General features: G+C 69.2%; 18 protein-coding genes. 8 read left to right on the top strand and 10 right to left on the bottom strand.

Features of this window, described 5'->3' with window-relative positions:
- Positions 1 to 8: 8 nt before the first annotated feature.
- A complete protein-coding gene (locus IE302_RS07255; protein ID WP_191252887.1) occupies positions 9 to 788 on the top strand; it encodes a GntR family transcriptional regulator in 780 nt (259 codons plus the stop codon).
- Here the strand turns inward: IE302_RS07255 and IE302_RS07260 are convergent.
- Positions 774 to 1,826: an alcohol dehydrogenase catalytic domain-containing protein gene (locus IE302_RS07260; protein WP_191252889.1), complete on the bottom strand. Its 1,053-nt coding sequence runs from the start codon at positions 1,824 to 1,826 to the stop codon at positions 774 to 776. The two genes, IE302_RS07255 and IE302_RS07260, sit on opposite strands and share 15 nt — an antisense overlap.
- Positions 1,826 to 2,683, bottom strand: coding sequence for a VOC family protein (locus IE302_RS07265; RefSeq protein ID WP_191252891.1), 858 nt, complete (start codon positions 2,681 to 2,683; stop codon positions 1,826 to 1,828). The genes IE302_RS07260 and IE302_RS07265 overlap by 1 nt, the downstream gene beginning before the upstream one ends.
- A 117-nt stretch (positions 2,684 to 2,800) precedes the next feature.
- On the opposite strand from IE302_RS07265, the gene IE302_RS07270 reads away from it, so the two are divergent.
- Both IE302_RS07270 and IE302_RS07275 read left to right on the top strand, forming a co-directional pair.
- Positions 2,801 to 3,259 (top strand): MarR family winged helix-turn-helix transcriptional regulator, encoded by a 459-nt coding sequence (locus IE302_RS07270; RefSeq protein WP_191252893.1) that lies wholly within the window; start codon positions 2,801 to 2,803, stop codon positions 3,257 to 3,259.
- A 132-nt stretch (positions 3,260 to 3,391) separates the two neighbouring features.
- Positions 3,392 to 5,797, top strand: a complete 2,406-nt coding sequence (locus IE302_RS07275; RefSeq protein ID WP_191252895.1) for a DUF6924 domain-containing protein — start codon at positions 3,392 to 3,394, stop codon at positions 5,795 to 5,797.
- 64 nt (positions 5,798 to 5,861) lie between these two features.
- Here IE302_RS07275 and IE302_RS07280 read toward each other — a convergent pair whose 3' ends face one another.
- Both IE302_RS07280 and IE302_RS07285 read right to left on the bottom strand, forming a co-directional pair.
- Entirely contained in the window at positions 5,862 to 7,049 is a 1,188-nt protein-coding gene (locus IE302_RS07280) for a cytochrome P450 family protein (protein WP_191252897.1), read from the bottom strand.
- Positions 7,050 to 7,220: 171 nt separating this feature from the next.
- Positions 7,221 to 8,033, bottom strand: a complete 813-nt coding sequence (locus IE302_RS07285) for a TauD/TfdA dioxygenase family protein (protein ID WP_229907635.1) — start codon at positions 8,031 to 8,033, stop codon at positions 7,221 to 7,223.
- 179 nt (positions 8,034 to 8,212) lie between these two features.
- On the opposite strand from IE302_RS07285, the gene IE302_RS07290 reads away from it, so the two are divergent.
- A complete protein-coding gene (locus IE302_RS07290; protein WP_191252908.1) occupies positions 8,213 to 9,235 on the top strand; it encodes a methyltransferase in 1,023 nt (340 codons plus the stop codon).
- Positions 9,236 to 9,237: 2 nt separating this feature from the next.
- On the opposite strand, the gene IE302_RS07295 is transcribed toward IE302_RS07290, so the two are convergent.
- The 6 genes from IE302_RS07295 to IE302_RS07320 are packed head-to-tail and all read right to left on the bottom strand — an operon-like array spanning position 9,238 to position 15,609.
- Positions 9,238 to 10,479, bottom strand: coding sequence for an FAD-dependent oxidoreductase (locus IE302_RS07295; protein WP_191252910.1), 1,242 nt, complete (start codon positions 10,477 to 10,479; stop codon positions 9,238 to 9,240).
- Complete coding sequence (locus IE302_RS07300; protein WP_191252912.1) at positions 10,476 to 12,140, bottom strand: prenyltransferase/squalene oxidase repeat-containing protein; 1,665 nt, start codon at positions 12,138 to 12,140, stop codon at positions 10,476 to 10,478. Before IE302_RS07300 ends, IE302_RS07295 begins: the two co-directional genes overlap by 4 nt.
- Positions 12,137 to 13,123 (bottom strand): UbiA family prenyltransferase, encoded by a 987-nt coding sequence (locus IE302_RS07305; protein WP_191252914.1) that lies wholly within the window; start codon positions 13,121 to 13,123, stop codon positions 12,137 to 12,139. Before IE302_RS07305 ends, IE302_RS07300 begins: the two co-directional genes overlap by 4 nt.
- Positions 13,113 to 14,093, bottom strand: a complete 981-nt coding sequence (locus IE302_RS07310; protein WP_191252916.1) for a polyprenyl synthetase family protein — start codon at positions 14,091 to 14,093, stop codon at positions 13,113 to 13,115. The genes IE302_RS07305 and IE302_RS07310 overlap by 11 nt, the downstream gene beginning before the upstream one ends.
- Complete coding sequence (locus IE302_RS07315) at positions 14,090 to 15,100, bottom strand: aminotransferase class I/II-fold pyridoxal phosphate-dependent enzyme (RefSeq protein WP_191252918.1); 1,011 nt, start codon at positions 15,098 to 15,100, stop codon at positions 14,090 to 14,092. Before IE302_RS07315 ends, IE302_RS07310 begins: the two co-directional genes overlap by 4 nt.
- Before the next feature lie 20 nt (positions 15,101 to 15,120).
- Positions 15,121 to 15,609 carry a nucleoside deaminase gene (locus IE302_RS07320; RefSeq protein ID WP_191252920.1) on the bottom strand — a complete coding sequence of 163 codons (489 nt, stop codon included), beginning with the start codon at positions 15,607 to 15,609 and terminating at the stop codon, positions 15,121 to 15,123.
- A 423-nt stretch (positions 15,610 to 16,032) separates the two neighbouring features.
- Here IE302_RS07320 and IE302_RS07325 point away from each other — a divergent pair, with 423 nt between their 5' ends.
- Genes IE302_RS07325 through metX form a run of 4 tightly spaced genes read left to right on the top strand, consistent with a single transcriptional unit; the run spans position 16,033 to position 19,696 of the window.
- A complete protein-coding gene (locus IE302_RS07325; protein WP_191253169.1) occupies positions 16,033 to 17,376 on the top strand; it encodes a ferredoxin reductase family protein in 1,344 nt (447 codons plus the stop codon).
- 19 nt (positions 17,377 to 17,395) lie between these two features.
- Positions 17,396 to 17,797: an FMN-binding protein gene (locus IE302_RS07330; RefSeq protein WP_191252922.1), complete on the top strand. Its 402-nt coding sequence runs from the start codon at positions 17,396 to 17,398 to the stop codon at positions 17,795 to 17,797.
- Positions 17,794 to 18,528: an FAD:protein FMN transferase gene (locus IE302_RS07335; protein ID WP_191252924.1), complete on the top strand. Its 735-nt coding sequence runs from the start codon at positions 17,794 to 17,796 to the stop codon at positions 18,526 to 18,528. The genes IE302_RS07330 and IE302_RS07335 overlap by 4 nt, the downstream gene beginning before the upstream one ends.
- Before the next feature lie 31 nt (positions 18,529 to 18,559).
- A complete protein-coding gene (gene metX, locus IE302_RS07340; RefSeq protein WP_191253172.1) occupies positions 18,560 to 19,696 on the top strand; it encodes a homoserine O-acetyltransferase MetX in 1,137 nt (378 codons plus the stop codon).
- Positions 19,697 to 19,736: the final 40 nt, after the last annotated feature.

Consider the following 19,736-nt stretch of genomic DNA (forward strand, 5'->3'; position numbering starts at 1 on the left):
CGGGTACCATGACCGATCCGGCACGCGCCGGAATCCCGGAAGACGGACGCATTCCGCGCTACTATCGGGCGAAAAGGCAGATTCTCGCACTGTGCAAAACGCTGGGCGAAGGCGTCGCGTTGCCTTCGGAGCGCCAGTTGTGCACCCGATTGGGCGTCGCACGCGCCACACTTCGGCAAGCGGTACTGCAGCTCGTGGTCGAAGGCTGGGTGGACTCGCGCCAGGGCAGCGGCAGTTTCGTCGTCGGACGCCGGAAAATCGCGCAGCACCTGGGTTCGGCCGACGGGCCGGACCAGGACGCCCTGACCGGCCGGACCTGGACCACGTTCGAACGGCGGCGGGCAGGCTGCGAACTGGCACAAGAGCTGCGAATACACCGGAACGATCCAGTGATCCACCTGGAATGTGTGCGCGGCTCCGGCGACGAGATTCTCGCCGTCGAGTCTGCGTTCATCCCGGCGAAACGGTTTCCCGGTCTCAACCACGCCCCCGTCGGAGAACGGTCGCTGCATGACGAATTGCGGACCCGGTTCGGCATCGCGTTCGGCGGCGCCGACCAAGGAACGGAAACCGCGCACGTGAGCCCCCGGGAAGCGGACCTGCTGGGCACTCTCGCCGCGCTGCCGGCGCTGGTGGTCCACCGAACCTCCTGGGACGCGCTGGGCGAGCCGTTCGAGCGGGTCCGCACTCTCTACCGAGGGGACCGGCTGACCCTGGTGAATCGGCTGGGTTCCGTCGAACGCCGTCGCGAGCACGAACAGGCGGAGAACCGGTCATCCTGCAGCTGACGACTCGTCCATGGTCAGCACCAACTGCCCGCTGGTGCCGCCCGACTGGAGTGACGCGTGCGCGTCCGGTGCCCGCGTCCACGACAGGGTGTGCACGAATCCGGCCGGGAGCCGGAAACCAGCGGCGACATCCGCCCACAACCGGTCGATCTGCTGCCGGTTCCCGGTCCGGACGCCGATCAGCGACTGGCTGCGCAGGTAGAACTGGAGCAGCCGGATCGGCACCGGGTCGTGGTTGACCGCACCCGAGACCACGACCCGGCCCAGCGCGCCGAGGGCGGGCAGGTAGGCCTCGCACCAGGCCGTGATACCGAGGTTGTCGACCACACAATCCAGTCCGCCGCTTCCGGCGGCCTCGAGAATGCGCGCGGGCAGGTCGTCGGCCGCGCCGTCGAGGGCGACGAGCGGCAACCCGGCCAGCCTTGGCGGACGCCGGTCCACGCCTATCACGCGGGCGCCACGGAACGCGGCGAGCGCGGCGACGGTCACGCCCAGCGCGCCCCCGGCGCCGGGCACCAGGACGGTGGTGCCGGGACCGGCGGCACCGGCGTCGAGCTGGGCGCTGGCGACACCGCCGTTGGCCGCGAGGGCCGCCGCCTCGGGGAAAGCGACCTCGGCCGGGATCTCGCGGACGTTGTCCGCGGGCACGACGCAACACTCCGCATAGCTACCCTGGCGGTGGATCCCGACGAGACCGAACTCGCTGCACGCCTCCTCCCGGGACACCAGACAGGCGCGGCATCGTGAGCAGCTCAGCACCGCCGAGACCGCGACCCGCCTGCCGACGAGGCCATCGTCCAGATCCGGCCCGACCCGGTCGATCACCCCGGCGTGCTCGGTGCCGAGCACGTGCGGGAAAGTCTTGATCTGTGGCGCGAAAGGCGGTTTTCCCGCCCGGGCGGCGACGTCCTTGGTCCGGGCGACCACGACCGCGTGGACGCGCACCCGTACTTCACCAGGCCCTGGCTCCGGGTCGGGCAGTTCGGCCATCTCCAGTACCGCCGGGCCGCCGAACGCACGGATGACGAGCGCCTTCATCAAGCAGGTTCCCGGGGCGGGTTGCTCATCGCCTCGATCACGGCGGGAGTGATCCCGCCACCGGTCCCCCACACATCGGCGTTCTCCGGGGTCCTGGCCCATTCGCCGGGCACCCAGTCGTCCCCCACCTCGAGCAGTTCCGCCGTGTACTCGATGACGTTGCCGACCGGGTCGAGGAAATAGCAGAAGACGTTGCCGCCAGGGCCGTGCCGACCGGGCCCCCACACGGTGTCGAAGCCGGCCTTGCGCAGGCGGCCGAGCGCCTTCATGACCTCGTCGGTGTCGCGGACCTCGTAGGCCACGTGGTTCAGCGAAGTCCATTTCCCCGGCGCGAGCACGACGCAGTGGTGCCGGCTGTTGCAGCGCAAGAAGACCATCTGATCGTTCTCATAGGTGTCCGAGACCTGGAAGCCGAGCACCCGGGTGTAGAAGTCCTTGGCCGCGGCGAGGTCCACCGAGTTGAGCACGACATGGCTCAGCCGATCAGGCCCGTACGCCTTCGGGGAAGGGGCCGTGTGTTCGGGCAGGCCGCAGGCGACCTCGATGCGACGGCCTTCGGGATCGAGGAACTCCATCCGCGTGTCGCTCGTGGACAGGAGCTCGACCTGTTCACCCCGCAGGCGATCGGTGAGCTTCGCGATACCGCGTTCCCCGTCGGCCGCGAGGCTGATCCCGCCGAGGCGGTGTTCCTCGCCGGTGGCGAGCGTGAGCACATGGTGTTCGGTTCCCCGGCCACGCAACCGGATCCGATCGTCGGTCTCCTCGACCACCGCCAGCCCCCACACGTCCGCGTAGAACGGCAGGAGTTCGGCCGGGTTCGTCACGTGGATCTCGACGCTCCGGAGGTGGGTGATCATCACGGATCCCTTCGAGGAGGTGCGCGCATGTTATCAACCACTTGATAACGTGCCAAGGTGTCCGAACCGCCAGGACGCTCGCGAGGAAAGGCGTCCGTGGGACCAGGAGACGAAAACGTGCCCGTCGAACCGGCCACCCGGATCGCCTATCTGCTCAGAATGCTCTCCAGCACGCTCAACCAGCAGATCGAACGCGCCCTGCGGCCACTCGACCTCACCCAGGCACAGCTGGCCGCCTTGGCCCAGCTGGCCATCAGCGCCCCCGCCCGGCTCTCCAGCGCCGAACTCGGCCGCCGCGCCGGTGTCACCCCGCAGGCGATGTGGTCGGCCATCTCGAACCTGGAGCACCGTGGACTCGTGCGGCGGTCACCGCACCCCACCCATGGTCGCGTCCTCGAAATCGCCATCACCGAGGTCGGCTCGTCGGTCCTGGAACAAGCGCAGGAACTGACCGCACCGGTGGACGCGCACGCCATGGCCACCTTGACGGAAGCGGAAAAACGGCAATTCCGCTCCCTGCTGCTGAAAACCATGACGGGACTCGGCATCCCGCATCCCGATCCAGGGCGGGGTTAGCGCGGATCGTTTAACCGAAAAGACCTTCTTCGCCGAGCATCCCTTGACCGCCGGACGCCTCGCTTTAGCGTTCAAGTGCTTCAACCTTCCCGCGTCCTCACCTACTGGACGCCAGGCGCAGCGAGGAAACGCATGTTCAGCGCAGTACCGTCGAGCACCTTCCAGGTGTGGTGGCGTGCTTTGGGCTCGACCGAATGGACACCGGGTCACGAGTTGCTGGTTCACATCGGCGACGGCGAGAACGCCGCACTCGAGGAACTGTCCTGGGGCGCCGCGGACGGTTCTTCCTGCGCGGTCGGTTTCTCGCCGGGGATGGCCGAGTGCCGTGGCCATCGCCGTACCGGCGGGGGCGACGTGCTGGAGATACGAGGCGAACTCAGCGGCGAGCCGGTGAATTCGCCGGACAGCGGCGCTGCGCGACATCATGCCTTCGACACGGAGATCGAGGACGCCACCGGACGGCGGCCGTCGGAACCGCTCAGACTGCTGATCGACGACGGATCCGGCGTGGCGCCGTCATGGCTGGCCTGGCGCGACCGGACGGGCGACTCGTGCTCGATCGTCCTCCGTTCGGCCGGTCCGGCAGGCAACGCGGATGTCACCAGGATGGTGACCGAGGTCTGGGCCAGCGCCGAGTACGGCGAAGTGGGCGAGGTGGCCGCGAACCTCATCGAGGAAGCACCCTGCAAATGGTTCGCACCTCATGACCGTGCTTCCCTGGAATTCCAGTTCTCGCGACCGATCGCGGTGGACCGCTACCTCCTCACCTCCGCCAACGACGCGCCTGACCGGGATCCTGCCGCATGGGTCCTGCGTGGATCCGTGGACGGGCACCTGTGGCGGACCCTCGACACGCGCTCGCATCAGTCGTTCACCGCCCGGCACGAGACCAGGACCTATCGGATCGCCGGCCCCGCGGCCTACCCCTGCTACCGCCTCGACATCGTTGGGAACAACGGTTCTCTTCACCTGCAACTCGAAACCGTCCGGTTCCTCACCCCGGTGAACGGGTTCACCGGCTACCGGCGACGCGCTGGGCACGCTCCCCTGGCCTACCGCGGATCGTGTGCCGCGCCGCAAGCGCCGGACATCCCGATGGACCCGTTACCGGACGGACTTCCCGACCGGCGAGGAAAGCGGCTGAGCCGCTTCCCCGGCACCGAGGTCCCCACGCTCTTCGATCGCGCGCTTCCGCCGCTCGCCGAGGACGGCGACGTGATGACCGGAGGCCATCGCTTGCGGGCGGGCGAGAGCCTGCGAAGGCAATCCCTGACCTCACTCAACGACGCTTTCACCCTGAAACACTTCGGTTTCGACGATCTTGTTCTCATCCGTAACCACGATCGACGGCCGCTGTGGTGGTCGAGTGAGTTCAGCCCCGGCGACTGGCGCCGGAAGACGCGCGGCTCCGGCGTCAGCGATGTCACCCTGCGGCCGGACGGCGATCTCGTGGCCCACGATGAAAACGGTGTTCCATTGCGGTCCACCGGCACGGCGGACCGCGGTGTGGTCTTGCTGGAAGTCCGCGACGACGGCGACGTCGTCCTGCTCAACGGCGCGGGCGAGATCGTCTGGCACACCGACACCGCCACCACCGACGTGTCGCGGCCCCCGTCGCCCATCGCGCGGGGAGACCGCATGCTGGTCGGGCAGAGCCTGGCCGACCAGAGCCTCACCTCTCCCAACGGCCGGTACGTGCTGGTGCACGACCATCAGCACGCCGGTACCTTCCTCTACGGTCCCAGGGGCCGGATCACTCGCTGGTTCTATCTCGTCCCGTCGATGTATCCGGATCCTTTCGGCACCCGCCTCGTCCTGGAGGAGGACGGGCTGTTCCTGCGCTGGTCCAAGGACGAGGCCGACGGGGTGGACCTGCGCGGCGTCCGCAAGGCATGGGACAGCCTCACCACGCCGAATTTCCCGTTCCATCCCCGGCAGGTCGTGCTCCGTGACAGCGGCGATCTGGAGATGCTGGACTCCGACGGCGAAGTCATGTGGCGCAACGGGTACAAACGCGACAGCGACAAGTTCGCGAAATCATCGAACCGGCGAAGGCCGGAGACGAACCGCAAGCGTGCCGCGGCCGCGTCCGGCCCACCCCGGCTGCCTGCCACGCCGAACGTACCGGTGATCCGGACCGACTTCTCCGACGACGATGCGTGGTATCGGGTGAAGACCGGAATCGGCCGGGGCACGCCGGACGGGTTCGAGGCCAACGTGAGCTATGTCGACGACCCGGCCTTCACCGGAATGACGAGTACCGACCTGCTGGAATCCGAAGTGGACCGTGCCGAACACGCGATCATGCTCGTCGTGGACGAAATCACGATCCACTCCCCCGAGCACCCGATCCTGGTGGTGGATCTCGGCTCGGAGCCCGACCCGGACGACGACTGGCCAGGAGTACCCGCCGGCCGGTCTTTCCGCGCCGTTCCGCAGGCCATTCAGGAAATCGAAAACAACCTTTCGCTCGCCAACGCGGATTGGGAGGACTTCGCCGATCACGTCGACGACGACGGAGTACGACGGGACACCTGAGCCACGGCCGTGCCGAGGGCCTGGCCGCCGATCACGCGAACAGCCTTGCCCGCGCCCAGGACCTTCACGTGTCGAGCACGACCGGGAAGGTCCGCGGTGCGTGGACGTGCACGCTTCGCCGATAAGTCAGCTCCTCGTCGCCGGCCGCCGCCCGCATCCGCGGGAACCTGCCGAACAAGGCGGGCAACGCCACTTCGGCCTCCAACCGCACGAGTGCCGCGCCGAGACACCGGTGAATCCCGTGCCCGAAGGCGAGGTTCCCCGTCGTGTCCCGGTCCGGCTCCAGGGTGTCCGGGTCCGAAAACCGGTCCGGATCGCGGTTGGCCGCCCCGACCGAAAGCGTGACCGAGGCACCGCGCGGGATCGAGACCCCGCCGATCGCGAGATCCTCGGTGGCGAACCGCGAGGACGCGTTGAGCGCGGGCGAAAGCCACCGTAAGAGTTCCTCGATCAGCGGCCCCGCGGTCTCGGGCGAGCCGAGGCGTGCCCGAGCGGCGGGATCGGCGAGCAGCGCTCGCACGCTGTTCGTGAGGAAGACCGCGCTGGTCTCGTGTCCGGCGATCAGCAAGGCCATCGCCATCGCCACGATCTCGACGTCGGACATCCGCTCTCCGTCTTCGGAAGCCGCGATGAGCTCGGAAAGCAGAGCGTCGTCGGGCTCACGCCGGCGTGCCGCGACCAGTTCTTCCAGGTAGTCCGACAGCCGCTTCGACGCCTCGATGAGCAAGGGTTCGGGACATTCGTCCATCAGCACCATCGACCAGTGCGCGAAGTCCTCCTGGTCCAATTCGGGTACACCGATCAGTTCGCAGATGATCTCCATCGGCAGCCGGATCGCGAAGCGCCCCACGAGGTCCACTGGCTCACCGGTGGGCAGTTCGGAGAGCAGGGCATCGGTGAAGGCCTCGACCTGCGGACGCAGCCGGGCCAGCCGTCGCGCGGTGAACGCGTGGCTCACCAGCTTGCGTACTCGCGTGTGATCGGGCGGGTCGAGCGAGGTGAGCATATGGGAGAGCGGCGCGGGCAGACCCGGCGGCGCCGAAGCCCGCTCGGAGGGTGGCAACGAAGCCCTCCAATCCTTCGCCAGCCGAGGGTCGGCCAGGCCGGAGCGAACGTCGGCGTAGCGGGTGACGAGCCAGGTCGGTCCGCCTTCGAAGGTCACCTCGCGCACAGGTGTGTTCTCGCGAGCGTGGTTCAGGGTGGCGTGCGGGTCACGCCAGTAGGAGTCCAGGAAATCGGCGTGGTCGCTCATCGACTGCTCCTTTCGTTGTGGGGTAAGGCGAAGGGTTCACGCCACCGGAGAGCGTTGCGAAAGCCACGTTCGCAACGTTCAAGGTTGCGAACATGGCTTTCGCAACACCCTGGACCGGCCAACTTGAAGTCCTTTGTGGATATTCAAGTCGCGCGATCCAGGAACGTCGCCTCAGCCCTTCACCACCGTCGCGCTCATCCCCGCGATCCGGTGATGCGGCCAGCGCGCGCCGTCGCCCTTGGGCTCGTCGCCGAGCACGGCGACCCGGCGTCCGACCCTGCGCTCGGTGTAGTCGTTCACGGCGTAGTGCTGCGTCGCCCGGTTGTCCCAGACCGCGACGGCGCCTTCGGTCCAGCGGTAGCGGCAAACCCTTTGCGGGCTTTCGGACACCGTGAACAGATGCGCCAGCAGCACCGCGCTCTCGTCGGGGGTCAGCTGGGGAACGCGCCGGGTGAACATCCGGTTGACGTAGAGGGAGCGCTTGCCGGTCCCCGGATGTATGCGCACCACCGGATGTTCGGCCTCGCTGCGGAAAGAACCGTCGGGATGCTCGAAGACGTGGATCGCGGTGAGCCCGTCGGCCAGTTCCCGCATCGGCGCGGACAAGGCCTCGTAGGCCAGGTACTGATTGCTCCACATCGTGTCGCCCCCGACCTCGGGTGACCGCACGATCTGCAGGATCGAAGCGATCGGCGGGGATTGCGCGAAAGTGACGTCGGTGTGCCAGACGTCGGCCTTGGCCCCCAGGTCGGAATCGAGAACGACGATCTCGTCGTGCCCGGCCAGCTTCGGCAGGAATCGATGGACCTCCAGGTCCCCGAACCGGCGGCCGAACGCCTCGTGGTCGGCCGGCGCGAGGCCCTTCTCGTCGGGGAAGAACAGCACGAGATGGTCGAGCAGCAGCCGGTGGATCCGTTCGAACAGCGCGTCGTCGATTTCCGCGAGCGTCACGCCACGGATCTCCGCGCCCAGCGCACCGGTCACGGGTCGTACCTCGAGGGAATCCATTCCTGTTTTTCCTTTCGCGCAGTATCGATCCACGTTCCGCGTCTCGGCGGAACGCTTGTCTAATTCGACCCGGAACCCTTGCTTGCCAAGGCTTTCCGGTGCATTGTTCAGTGAAACACCGAAGTTTTCTCTTTCCCCTTCCCGAAAGGACCGCGGTGACGGCCGAGAACACGGAGCTCCAGGACGGCACCAGCAGGCTTGCCGAACTCGTCGACCTCGCCACCCCGTTCGCGGTGCGGACCGCGGTCGCGTTGCGGCTGCCCGAACTGATCCGCGACGGGTATACGACGGCAGCCGCCCTCGCGACCGAATCCGGATCCGACCCGGCCTCGCTCACCCGCCTGCTGAACCATCTCGTGAAGGTCGGGGTGTTCGCCGAGACCGAACCGGGACGGCACGGGCTCACCCCGGTGTCGCGGGCGCTGCTGGACGAACGCAACGCGCTGCTGCGTTCGTGGCTCGACGCCGACGGCCCCGGCCTCACGATGGATCTGGCCTACAGCGGGATGCCGCATTCCGTCCGCACCGGCGAACCCGCGTACCCGGTCGTCCACGGCGCCGACTTCTGGTCCGACTACCGGGCCGACGAAACGCTCAGGCGGTTCTTCGGCACCACGATGGCCGGATTCGCCTGGCAGACCGGGCCCGAGGTCGCCGCCCGCTGGGACTGGAATTCCGTGTCCACCGTGCTCGACGTGGGCGGCGGGACGGGATCGCTGCTCGCGGCGATCCTGACCGCGCATCCACATCTGACCGGTGCGGTGCTGGACCTGCCCGAAGTCCGGCCCGAGGCGGAGAAACTCCTCATCGGCAGTGGCCTGAAAAGCCGTGCTGAATTCCTCGGCGGGAGTTTCTTCGCCCCGGTTCCGCCGGGCTACGACGTCGTGATCGTCTCGCGGGTACTCACCGACTGGCCCGATGCGGACGCCCGCGAGATTCTCGGCCGCTGCGCGGAAGCCGCGGGCGACAAGGGACGGCTGCTGGTGGTCGAAGTGCTCGCAGGAGCCGAACACGCCAAGAACAACTCCTCGTTCGATCTGCAGTCGCTGACGTTGCTGGGCGGCCGGGAGCGCCGTCCGGAGGACTTCGACGAGCTCGCGGCAGGCGCCGGGCTCGTGCGCCGGGCGCGGCTCGACGGCGCGAACGGTCTCGTGGTCCTGGAGTACACGCGCGGGTGAGTTCACCGCGCCCAGCCAGGCAACCGGGTCGACCGCGGGTCGGGGAGCCCGAGTTGGTGCAGCCGGTCCAGCGGGGTCAGCCGCCGGACGCCCAGCCCGGACATCGTGTGCATCACCTCGAACCGGAGGCGGTCGTTGCTCCCCGTGCCCGCCAGCGCGCGGTCACCGAGCCTGCTGTGGCCCGTGATCATCCGGGCCGCGTTGTGACTGGTCCGGCCGATATGGCCGAGGTTCGGCCGTCGCGCCGCGTCGTAGCGGCGCAGCGCGTGATCGACGACGTCGTCTGCCAGGGAACCGCCTTGACGTAACTTCGCGGCGAGGTCGTACGCGTCGGCGATCGCGCTGTTCATTCCCTGTGCCGCCATCGGATGCACCAGATGACCACTGTCGCCGACCAGGGCGATTCCGGGGGCGGTCAAGGAATTCGCCAGCGCTCTCGACACCGGCAGCACCTGTTTGCGGTCCAGTGCGGCGCGGAACGACGTCGCGAGCGGGGCCAGGCCGGAACAGCCGGCCAGCACCTGATCCGCCCACCGGACCGTCCCGTCCGCGTCGACACCGCGGAGTTCGTCCGGCGCGATCTGGACGTAGAGCCGGACTCGCCCGCCGGGCAAGGGATAGTGCAGGCGTAAGCCGTTTTCGGTGACGTAGGCGGTGAATTCCGGCGGTACGGCCACGTCGTGCAGGTCGAACGCGGCCAACCGGTGGGGATAGTCCCGCCGGGGCGCGTCCAGCCCGGCCGCGGCGCGCAGCCGCGACGAAACCCCGTCCGCGGCCACCACCAGCGACGCGGAGAGGTCGCCGTCGTCGCATCGGACCCCGGTCACCCGGCCCGCGGTCGACCGCGGTTGCCGGAACTGCACGCCCCGTCGGATTTCGACGTTGCCGGGCAGTGCGGCCTCCAGCGTTTCGAGGATCACGGGATAGTCGTGCGCCAGCAGCCACGGATGCGCGGCCGGGAGCCGGGAATAGTCGAGGACCATCCGGGGTTCGCCGTCCGGGGCGCGGGCGGCCAGTCGCGAAAGGCGCAACGCTCCCGCTCGATCGAGCGCATCGGCCACTCCCCACTCGCGCAGGATCGCCAGCGAGCCCGGTTGCAGGACCTCCCCCTTGGCCACCGGCGCGGGCGTGAGGCGTTTGTCCAGTACCAGGACCCGGTGCCCGAGCCTGCCCAGCCCGCACGCGGCGGCAAGACCGGCCACCCCCGCGCCGCAGACGACGACGTCATAGTGCTCCGGCCTCATCGCGTCACCTCGAGATACCGGCCCAGTGCCCGCAACGCCATCCCCTGGGTGAAGCCGGGGTTGGCATACCGGCTGACCCGGCGCACGTACTCGTGCACCGGCTGCGGCGTCCACCCACCGCCGGACGTCCGGGCGTCGAGGAGCCAGCGCACGCCGTCGGTCACCGCGACGGAATCCGTTCCCGCGGCCAGCAGGGCCGAAACGGCCCATCCCGTCTCCTCGGCGGTTCCTGGCGCGCCGTGCCCGTCGCCCCAGGAACCGTCGGGATTGCGAGCTCGCGCCAGCCACTCCTGAGCTCGCGCCGCCGGCCCCGAACCGGTCCGGCCGCACCGCGCGAAGGTCTCCAGCACCGCCGCGGTTCCCATCGTGTGTTCCCGGTACCAGACGGATTCGTAGCTCCCGTCAGGCAGTTGCGCCGTGCCGAGCCAGTGCAGCGCGTGCCGGATCCGCCGATCGTCGGCGGTGACACCCGCGGCGAGCAGAGCCTCGACGGCCTGTGCCGTCGTCATCGGGCACGGTCCGCTGTTGGCCACCTTGGTGTTGCGGACACAGAGGCTCCACGAGCCGCGGCTGTCCTGACGGCCGCTGAGCCACGCGACCCCCTTGCGGACGGCGTCGGCTTGCGCCTCACCAGGCAACCGGGTCAGCAGCGAGACGATCTCGCCGGTCTCCAGCACCGCGGGCCAGCCGTGCTCACCGGACCAGCCCCAGAAACCGGGCGGGCAGCCGAAGGCCAGGAACGGCCGGTGCTGCTGGAGACGCACGAAGAGATCACGGGAGACCGCGAGCCTTGGATCGTCGCGGTAACCGGCTTCGATCAGGCCGCGGACCGCGTACATCGTCCAGGCCCCGTCGAGCGGTGTCGTCGTCCACGAACCGTCGGGGAGCATGGTGCGCCGCAGCCAGCCGACAGCGGCGCCGACCATGTCCTGCCCCAGCCCGGCCCTCGCCAGCCCGACGCAGACGAGCCCGGTCACCCAGGCGTCCTCCGACCACGACCCCGCCGAACCCTCGTGTTCGAACGCCTGCCGGATGCCCAGGAGAGCCCGGGGTTCGGCTCGGCGGGTGAGCATCCGCTGCAGCCGGGTCAGCGGCCGGTGCCTGGTCTGCGCGAGCCCCAGCGCCGACGCCATCGGCAGCCGGAGATCGAACAACCGGCGATAGAGCCCTGGCAGCAACGCCAATTCGAGTGGGAAGCGGCGCATCTCCCGCTGGTCGAGCCAGCCCGCCATACCGTAGAACTGGCGGCACCACAGCAGCACCTCTGGATGCGGGATCGCTTCCAGGCCACCGTAACCGGCCATCCAGGCGCGGCCCGCCGCGACGGTCGCGGCGTAGCCGACGGGCCCCACCAGGTGCAGAGCGGCCGCGGCCACCGCGGTCGGACCCGGTTCGCTGTCCTGCCCGGGGACCATCGACCATCCGCCGTCGTCGTTCCGGGTACGGCGGAGCCGGTCGGCGCCGGCCTCGATCAGGTCGGCGGCGCCGCCCGGGTCCGCGAAGTGCAGCGCCGTGATCGCCCCCGCCGTCGCGAGGGTGGACCGCAGTGTGCTCGCCCCGTAGTCGAACACCCCGTCCGGCCGCTGTGCCCGCCACAGCTCCTCCGCTCCCTCCGCGATGGCCGTGGACAACTCCCCTGTCGCCGACTGGGCTGAGCTCAAACCGTGTCCTCTCCGTCCCCTGCCGGGAACTCGTGCCGGGCCCGCATCCGGGCCTGAGTGACGAGCGAGAAAGCGAGGGCCGGCAGCACCACCAGTGCGGTCACCCCGGCACCGACGGCGCCCGCCGTGACAGCCGCCGCGAGCACCAGCCGCTCCGCGACGAGCACCTCGTGCGAACGCAACGCCCGCCGCGCGGTGAGCGCCGTGGGCCGAACGGCCGCGAACGCGAAGAAGCCGGTCACGGCCGCGATCGCGACGAACGCGATCTGGTCTCCGGGCAAGCGGGCGGCGAAGGCGCCGGCGCCCACCGCGGCGACGCCCGCCACGTACAGCGCCACCGCGAGCCGCACCGCGACCCGCACGCCATGGCGCACCGGCACCGAGTGGTAGCCGCCCGCGCGATCGCCCTCGACGTCGCGGACCGTGCCGATCAGATTGGAAGCGCTGTCGTGGAGCAGAAATCCCAGCGCCACCGGGATGAGCGTCCAAGGCGGCCAGGTGGTCACGGTCATCGCGCCGATCGTCAGCGCGAGCGCCGACAGCACCCCCCGGCTGAGATTTCCGGCGAAACCCCTCCGCTTGAACACGGCGCTGTAGGCGACGATCCCGCCCATCGCCAAGGCGAAGAGCGGCAGGATCCGCCAGTTCACCGCGATCAAAGCCGCCAGTGACGTCGCCGCGCAGCCGATCCCGCAGGCCAGCGCCACGGCGGGTGACAATCGCCCGGACGGGATGGGCCGCTGTGGTTTCGCGATCGCGTCCAGGTGCCGGTCGAAGTGATCGCCGAGGTAGTGCCCGGACAGCCAGCCCAGGACCGGCGCCAGTACGGCGACGAAGAGTTCGGCGGGCCGTCGTCCGCCCGCGGCCAACGCCCCCGCGAGACCCAGCAGGGCCGGGTAGCAGGTCGTGTAAGGCCGCCAGGTCTGCCAATGGGCCGTGGCGACCTCGCGGAGTCCGCGGCGCGCGGGGCGATCAGCGGTCACGGTCCACGGCGCGGTCGGTGATCCTGGCGAGCCGGGCCGTCGCCGCGGCCACCGGCAGTTCGCTCAACCGCGCCCTGGCCCGGCCGGCGTGTTCCCGTGCGCTCCGGCAAGCGGAATCCAAGCCGCCGCTCGCGAGTACGGCGACGCGGAGCGATCTCAACGTCTCCTCGGGAGGGAGTGCTCCCGACAGCGCGGTTTCGATGAGCCGCCGGTGTTTCGGTTCCCCGTCGCGATACGCGAGCAGGACCGGCCAGGTCGGGCGGAGGTTGACCGCGTCGCTCACGGCGGGCTTGCCGACGCGGCTGGAATCCGCCAGATAGGGCAGGCAGTCGTCATACATCTGGAAGGCGATTCCGGTGTGCTCGCCATAACTCCCGAGCAGCTCGATCTGCCCGGTGGAGCCGCCGCCGAGCAACGCGCCCGCACGGCAGGCGGCGCGGAACAACGCGGCGGTCTTCAATCCGGCTACCTCGAGGTAGTCCTCCAGCGCGCTGTCGTGTTCCAGGCCCGACTCAAGCACCTGCCCTCGGCACAGGTCGTTGCCCGCGCTGGCGATTTCGGCGACCACCGGTGCCACCGTCTCGGCGGGCAAGCCCCCGTCGGCGATGATGGCGAACAGCTCGAAGAGCAGCGCGTCCCCGGTCACGATGGCTTCGGCGACCCCATAGCGCGCGTGCACCGACGGACGACCCCGTCGCAGGTCGTCCCCGTCGATGATGTCGTCGTGCACCAAGGACGCCACATGCAGGTACTCGACCGCGATCGCGGCGGGGAGCGCCGAGTCCGCCGAGCCGCCGACCGCTTCGGCCGACGCGAGGAGTGCCAAGGGGCGCACCAGTTTTCCCTGTCCCGCCAGTGCGTGACCGATCAGCTCGTCGAACCGGTCACCCGCTCGCCGCTCCCGCCGCACGAGCGCGTCGCGGATCATCGCGGACCGGTCGCCGACCCCCGGCCCCAAGGTTTCGATCATCGGGTCTCCCCTTCGGCGGCGAAGGCACGCGCGGCCAGGAGAACGGCGTCGTTGGCATCAGGAAGCCCAGTGCTGACACGAACTCCGGCGTCGCCGATCATCCGGACTGCCACCCCGTGCCCGGCCAGGCGCGTGACGAAGTCCTGATTCCGCGCGCCGAGACGGAGCCACAGGTAGTTCCCGCCGCTCGGCGGGACGTCGAAGCCCAGTCCGATCAGGCCGTCGCGGACCCTGTCCCGCTCGGCGGCCAGTTCGCGACACTGCTCGCGCATGCGGTCTTCGGCGTCCAGCGCGGCGATCGCGGCCGCCTGGGCCGGAGTGGGCACGCGATGGAACGGCGTCGTCGGTCGTACCGGGCCCACGACCTTCTCGGCGCCGACGAGGTAGCCGACACGCAGTCCGATGAGGCCGTGCGATTTGGAGAAGGTGCGTACCACCACGACCCGGGGATCATCGGGTATCAGGCTCACCGCGTCGGCGATCGCGTCCGGTTCGGCGAACTCCCGGTACGCCTCGTCGACGAGCACGAGGACGTTCGCGGGCAGGGCGTCGAGCAGCGCCGCCAAGCGGTCGGTTCCGAGTACCTCACCGGTGGGGTTGTTGGGATTGCACAGCAGCACCACCCGGGTCCGGGTGGAAACGGCCGCGGCGACTCCGTCCAGATCCTGCCCGCCCCCGGCGTCGCTCGGCACGGCGACCGGTTCGGCGTGGACGTTGCGGATCAGCAGGGGGTAGAGATCGAAGGAAGGCCAGGTGTGCACCACGGTGTCGCCGGGTGCGCAGTGCGCGGAGAGGAACTGCTGCAGCAACGCCCCCGAACCCGCTCCGGCGACGACTTGACCCGCCGTCACCCCGAGTCCGGCGGCCAGCCGTGATTCCAGCCGGGTGGCGAGCGCGTCGCCGGTCAGGTTCACCGAGCCGAGGGATTCGGACAAGGCTTCCCCCACGCCGGGCAACATCGGCCAGTGGTTCTCGTTCAAGGACAGCTGGTGCACGATCCGGCGCACTACCGCCAACCTTTCCTGCGTCAGTAGTCGATACGGTCGGTTTGCCTCGCCCAGGCCTCGAACGGCAGGCACGCGTCTGGGACGCGCAGGGCGGAAACCGGGACTGTCCAGGTATCGCGCGGCTTTTCGAACAGTTCGTAGAAGGTGAGATCGTCGAAGCCCGCTTCCGCCGCGTCATGCCGATCGGCCGCGTAGACGACCTTGTCGAGACGGGACCACAAGGCCGACGCCAGGCACATCGGGCAAGGCTCACAAGAGGACACGAGCACACAACCCGCGAGTGAGAATCTCTTGATTTTCCAGCAGGCCTGGCGGATGGCGACCACCTCGGCGTGCGCCGTCGGGTCGAGCAGGGAGGTGACCTGGTTGACCCCGGTGGCGACCACCTCGCCGTCCCGGACTACGAGGGCGCCGAACGGACCACCGCCGACTTCGACGTTGCGGGCGGCGATCCTGACACTCTCGGAGAGCCAGTCGTGTTCCTCGGCTTTGCCGTCCGCTCGGGTCATTCGAGACCTCACTTCCGTCGTCAGGTTGCACGGATGACCGGGCGACCGGCTGAAGCGATCATCTTCGGTCGCGGCACCGATGCCCGGCGCGGCGCCGGGGAACCAAGCGGAGAACCCGAGGGAAAGCCCTCACGAACCGACTGCGCGCCCGGTCGGAAAGCGACGGAGGTGACGGCGGCGGATCGGTCCAGTTGGTCGTGAGTGTTCCGGGTCGTTCTAACGGCACTTTCCACTCACGACCAACCGCACGCGGTCCATCCACAGTGGACTCGGACAGGTGTGGGCAAAATTGCTAGCGGCGATGCCCTTCCGCACCTGGCACACCGGGGCCCGGTGAACCGATCATCGACCGTGGTGCCAGGTCGAATCGGGCCGCTTCACGGCCCCACGACCCGAAGAAAGGAAGCGAGAGTGACCGCAGTCATGCGACCAGCCGACCGGCCACTGGCCTCCGTCCGGCCCAGAATCCTCGCCACCGTGGTCTTCCTCGCCGTGATCGCGGCCAACGTCGCCGCGACGACCGTGCTCTTCTTCGCCGCCGGCCTGTCCGGCAACACGCTCATCGACATCGGCAGGCTCACCGGCCTCTACGGCGGCTTGGTGCTGACGTTCCAGCTGATCCTCGTCGCCCGGCTGCCGTGGCTGGACCGGCGGATCGGCATGGACCGGCTCACCACCTGGCACCGTTGGACGGCCATAGGGCTCTTGTGGTCGTTGGTGGCCCACTTCGTCTTCACCGTCTTCGGTTACGCGGAGCTCGACGACAAGGGAGTCGTCGACGAGTTCGTTTCGATGGTCACCCAGCTCGAAGGCGTTCTCCGCGCGGTGGTGGCGTTCGCGCTCATCGTGCTCGTCGGAGGCGTGTCGGCGCGGTTCGTCCGCAGGCGGATGTCCTACGAGACCTGGCACTTCATCCACCTTTACGCCTACGCCGCGGTCGTGCTGGGCTTCGGCCATCAGGTGATGCTGGGCAAGTCGTTCGCGTCCGGCGGCATCGCCTGGGTCTACTGGTACCTCGTCTGGGTGGCGGGGCTCGCGTCGGTGATCGTCGGACGCCTGGTGCTGCCGCTGGCCCGGAATCTCCGTCATCGCTTGAGAATCGTCGCCGTGGTGCCCGAGTCGGCCGAAACCGTGTCGGTGTACATGACCGGCAGGCACCTCGACCGGATGCCGGTCAAAGCCGGGCAGTTCTTCCTGTGGCGGTTCCTGACCAAGGACCGGTGGTGGCAGGCCAATCCGTATTCCCTTTCGGCCGCACCCGACGGGCGCACCCTCCGGCTGACCGCGAAGGCCGCCGGTGACGGCAGCTCGTCCCTGCGCTCGCTGAAGGTCGGCACCTGGGTGTTCGCGGAAGGCCCCTACGGCGCTTTCACCGCGATGCATCAACGCAAGACGCGCGCTCTGCTCGTGGCGGGCGGGGTCGGGATCACGCCTCTTCGCGCGCTGCTCGAAGAGATCGCCGGGCACGTGATCCTGGTCTACCGCGTCCGGAGCGAACAGGACGCCGTGCTGCTGCCGGAGATCAAGGGCCTGGCACGGGCCCGGGGCGCGGCGGTCCATGTCCTCGCCGGGCCGTCCGATTGGTCCGGGCCGTTCGGGCCGTTGCTGGGCCCGGACAGCCTGTGGCGGCTGGTGCCGGACATCCGTGAGCGGGACGTCTTCGTCTGCGGCCCGCCCGGCATGACCTCGGCCACGTTGCGCAGCCTGCGGGAGATCGGCGTTCCGCGTCAGCAGGTGCACGCCGAGCGCTTCAGCCTCACGATCTGAGCCGGGAGTCGACCGACCCATGAAGAAAACCGTCCTCACCCTCATCGTGGCCCTGTCGACCGCGGGGTTCATCGGTCTGTACGTCTACGACCCGGGTTCGTCCGCGCCGGCCGCTGCCCCGCCGAACATCTTCGAGGTGATCGAGGTACCGCCGAGCGCGCAGGCCGCGCGCACGGTGGACGGCTCGGCGGAGACCGATAAGTACGGCACGGTGCAAGTGCAGCTCGTGGTGTCCGAGAACCGGATCTCGGAAGTCCGGCTGCTCCGGCAACCTGAACCGGGGAGGGGCGCGGAGGCGGTCAAGGCTCTCCAGCAGGCGACGCTGACCGCGCAGAGCGCCGCCATCGACACCGTGTCCGGCGCGACCATGACGAGCGAGTCCTACCTGAAGTCCCTTCAGGCGGCGCTGGACGCGAGGTGAAGCGGGTCGAGCAGGTCATGGGGCTGCCGGTTTCGGTCGACATCCGTGACAAAGGTGACCACCTGACGTCGCTCGCGCGCGTTTTCGCGTGGCTGCACGAGGTCGACGAACGATTCAGCCCGTTCAGGACGGACAGTGAGGTGAGCCGCTTCGATCGCGGCGACCTGGCCGTGTCCGAGCTCAGTGACGACCTGCTCGACATCCTGATGACCTGTGACCACTACGAACAGCTCTCCGGCGGGGCGTTCACCGCGCGGCTACCGGGCAAGCCGCTCGATCCCAACGCCATCACGAAGGGCTGGGCGGTCCAGCGGGCCGCCCGGCTGCTGAAATCCGCCGGACTCGAAGTCTTCTGCGTCAACGCCGGTGGTGACGTGGTGACCGCGGGAGAGCCGGAACCCGGTCGCGGCTGGCGGATCGGCATCCGTCATCCCGAGCAGCACGGAGAGATCTGCGCCGTCGTGGAATCGGCCGACGGCGCCGTCGCGACGTCCGCCTGCTACGAGCGCGGTGCGCATATCTTCAACGGCCGCACCGGGCGACCCGCCGAGGGGCTGCTGTCGGTGACCATCATCGCCGAAGACCTGCTTCGGGCGGACGCGCTGGCCACGGCCGCCTTCGCGATGGGTGTCGACGGGATCGCGTGGGCCGCCTCACAGCCCGGATGCCGGGTCCTGATCGTCGACGCGGAACGGCAAGTGCACCGATCGTCCGACCTGAAGCTGTGGTGAACAAGACCGAACGGAAAGAGCTTTGACCTTGCTGCAAACCGCTGTTTCGCCACCTCCGGCGACGGGTGCCTGGCGCGAAGGCGATCCACCGGGACGCCGCCAGTGGTTCACTCACAGCAGCGCCTTCGCGCTGGAGGGTGGCGGAACCCTCCCGGAATTCACCCTGGCCTTCGAGTCCTGGGGGCGGCTGAATCCGTCGAAGACCAACGCGGTTCTGCTCGAACACGCCTTCACCGGTGACAGCCACGCGGCGGGAGAAGCCGGCCCGGGACATCCCAGCCCTGGTTGGTGGGATTCGCTGATCGGGCCTGGGCTTCCGCTCGATACCGACCGGTACTTCATCGTCGCGGCGAACGCCCTCGGCGGCTGTCAAGGCTCCACCGGTCCCGCTTCCCTTGCCCCGGACGGCTCCCCGTGGGGCAGCCGGTTCCCCCTGCTGACCCTGCGGGATCTGGTCGCGGCCGAAGCACGGTTGAGCACCTGGCTCGGGATCTCGCGCTGGCGCGCGGTGATCGGTGGCTCGATGGGCGGCAACCGGGCGCTCGAATGGGCGGTCACCTGGCCGGACCGGGTGGCGGCGGTCATGGTGCTGGGCAGTGCCGCCGTCACACCGCCCGATCACCTCGCCCTGGGCTCGGCGCAGATCCACGCGATCACCGCCGACCCTGGCTGGCACGGCGGGGATTACCACCATCTCCCGCCGGGCGAGGGCCCGCACCGGGGGTTGGGCACGGCGCGGCGCATCGCGCATCTCGCTTATCGGGCCGAAGCCGAACTCGAGCAGCGGTTCGGCAGGAGACCCCAGGACGGGGAAGATCCGTTCCTGGGCGGACGCTTCGCCATCGAGTCGTATTTCGACCACCACGCGGACAAACTGGTGCGCCGGTTCGACGCGGGAAGCTACGTCACCCTCACCAGGGTGCGGAACAGCCACGACCTCGGCCGTGGCCGGGGCGGCGTCTCAGCGGCGCTGGCCGGGATCACGGCCGAGGCGATCGTCGCGAGGCTGTCCGGCGACCGGATGTACCGGCCGTCCGCGCTCGACGAGCTGGCCACCGGAATCGCGGGCTGCGCCGGGATCTCGGAGATAGTCTCACCGCACGGCCACGACGGTTTCCTCACCGCGACCGACCAGATCGGCCCGTTGCTGCGCGCACTGCTGGACTGATCGTGCCGCGTTCTCTCCCCTGGTGAAGTAAATCCCCCTC

Origin of the sequence: Amycolatopsis oliviviridis (assembly GCF_014654365.1) — a bacterium.
Taxonomy (GTDB): domain Bacteria; phylum Actinomycetota; class Actinomycetes; order Mycobacteriales; family Pseudonocardiaceae; genus Amycolatopsis; species Amycolatopsis oliviviridis.

Coding starts and splice junctions, on each gene's coding strand:
- IE302_RS07255 (WP_191252887.1), top strand. CDS start 9: ATGACCGATCCGGCACGCGCCGGAATCCCGGAAGACGGACGCATTCCG.
- IE302_RS07310 (WP_191252916.1), bottom strand. CDS start 14,093: ATGATCGAAACCTTGGGGCCGGGGGTCGGCGACCGGTCCGCGATGATC.
- IE302_RS07325 (WP_191253169.1), top strand. CDS start 16,033: ATGCGACCAGCCGACCGGCCACTGGCCTCCGTCCGGCCCAGAATCCTC.
- IE302_RS07280 (WP_191252897.1), bottom strand. CDS start 7,049: ATGAGCGACCACGCCGATTTCCTGGACTCCTACTGGCGTGACCCGCAC.
- IE302_RS07265 (WP_191252891.1), bottom strand. CDS start 2,683: ATGATCACCCACCTCCGGAGCGTCGAGATCCACGTGACGAACCCGGCC.
- IE302_RS07260 (WP_191252889.1), bottom strand. CDS start 1,826: ATGAAGGCGCTCGTCATCCGTGCGTTCGGCGGCCCGGCGGTACTGGAG.
- IE302_RS07295 (WP_191252910.1), bottom strand. CDS start 10,479: ATGAGGCCGGAGCACTATGACGTCGTCGTCTGCGGCGCGGGGGTGGCC.
- IE302_RS07330 (WP_191252922.1), top strand. CDS start 17,396: ATGAAGAAAACCGTCCTCACCCTCATCGTGGCCCTGTCGACCGCGGGG.
- IE302_RS07275 (WP_191252895.1), top strand. CDS start 3,392: ATGTTCAGCGCAGTACCGTCGAGCACCTTCCAGGTGTGGTGGCGTGCT.
- IE302_RS07320 (WP_191252920.1), bottom strand. CDS start 15,609: ATGACCCGAGCGGACGGCAAAGCCGAGGAACACGACTGGCTCTCCGAG.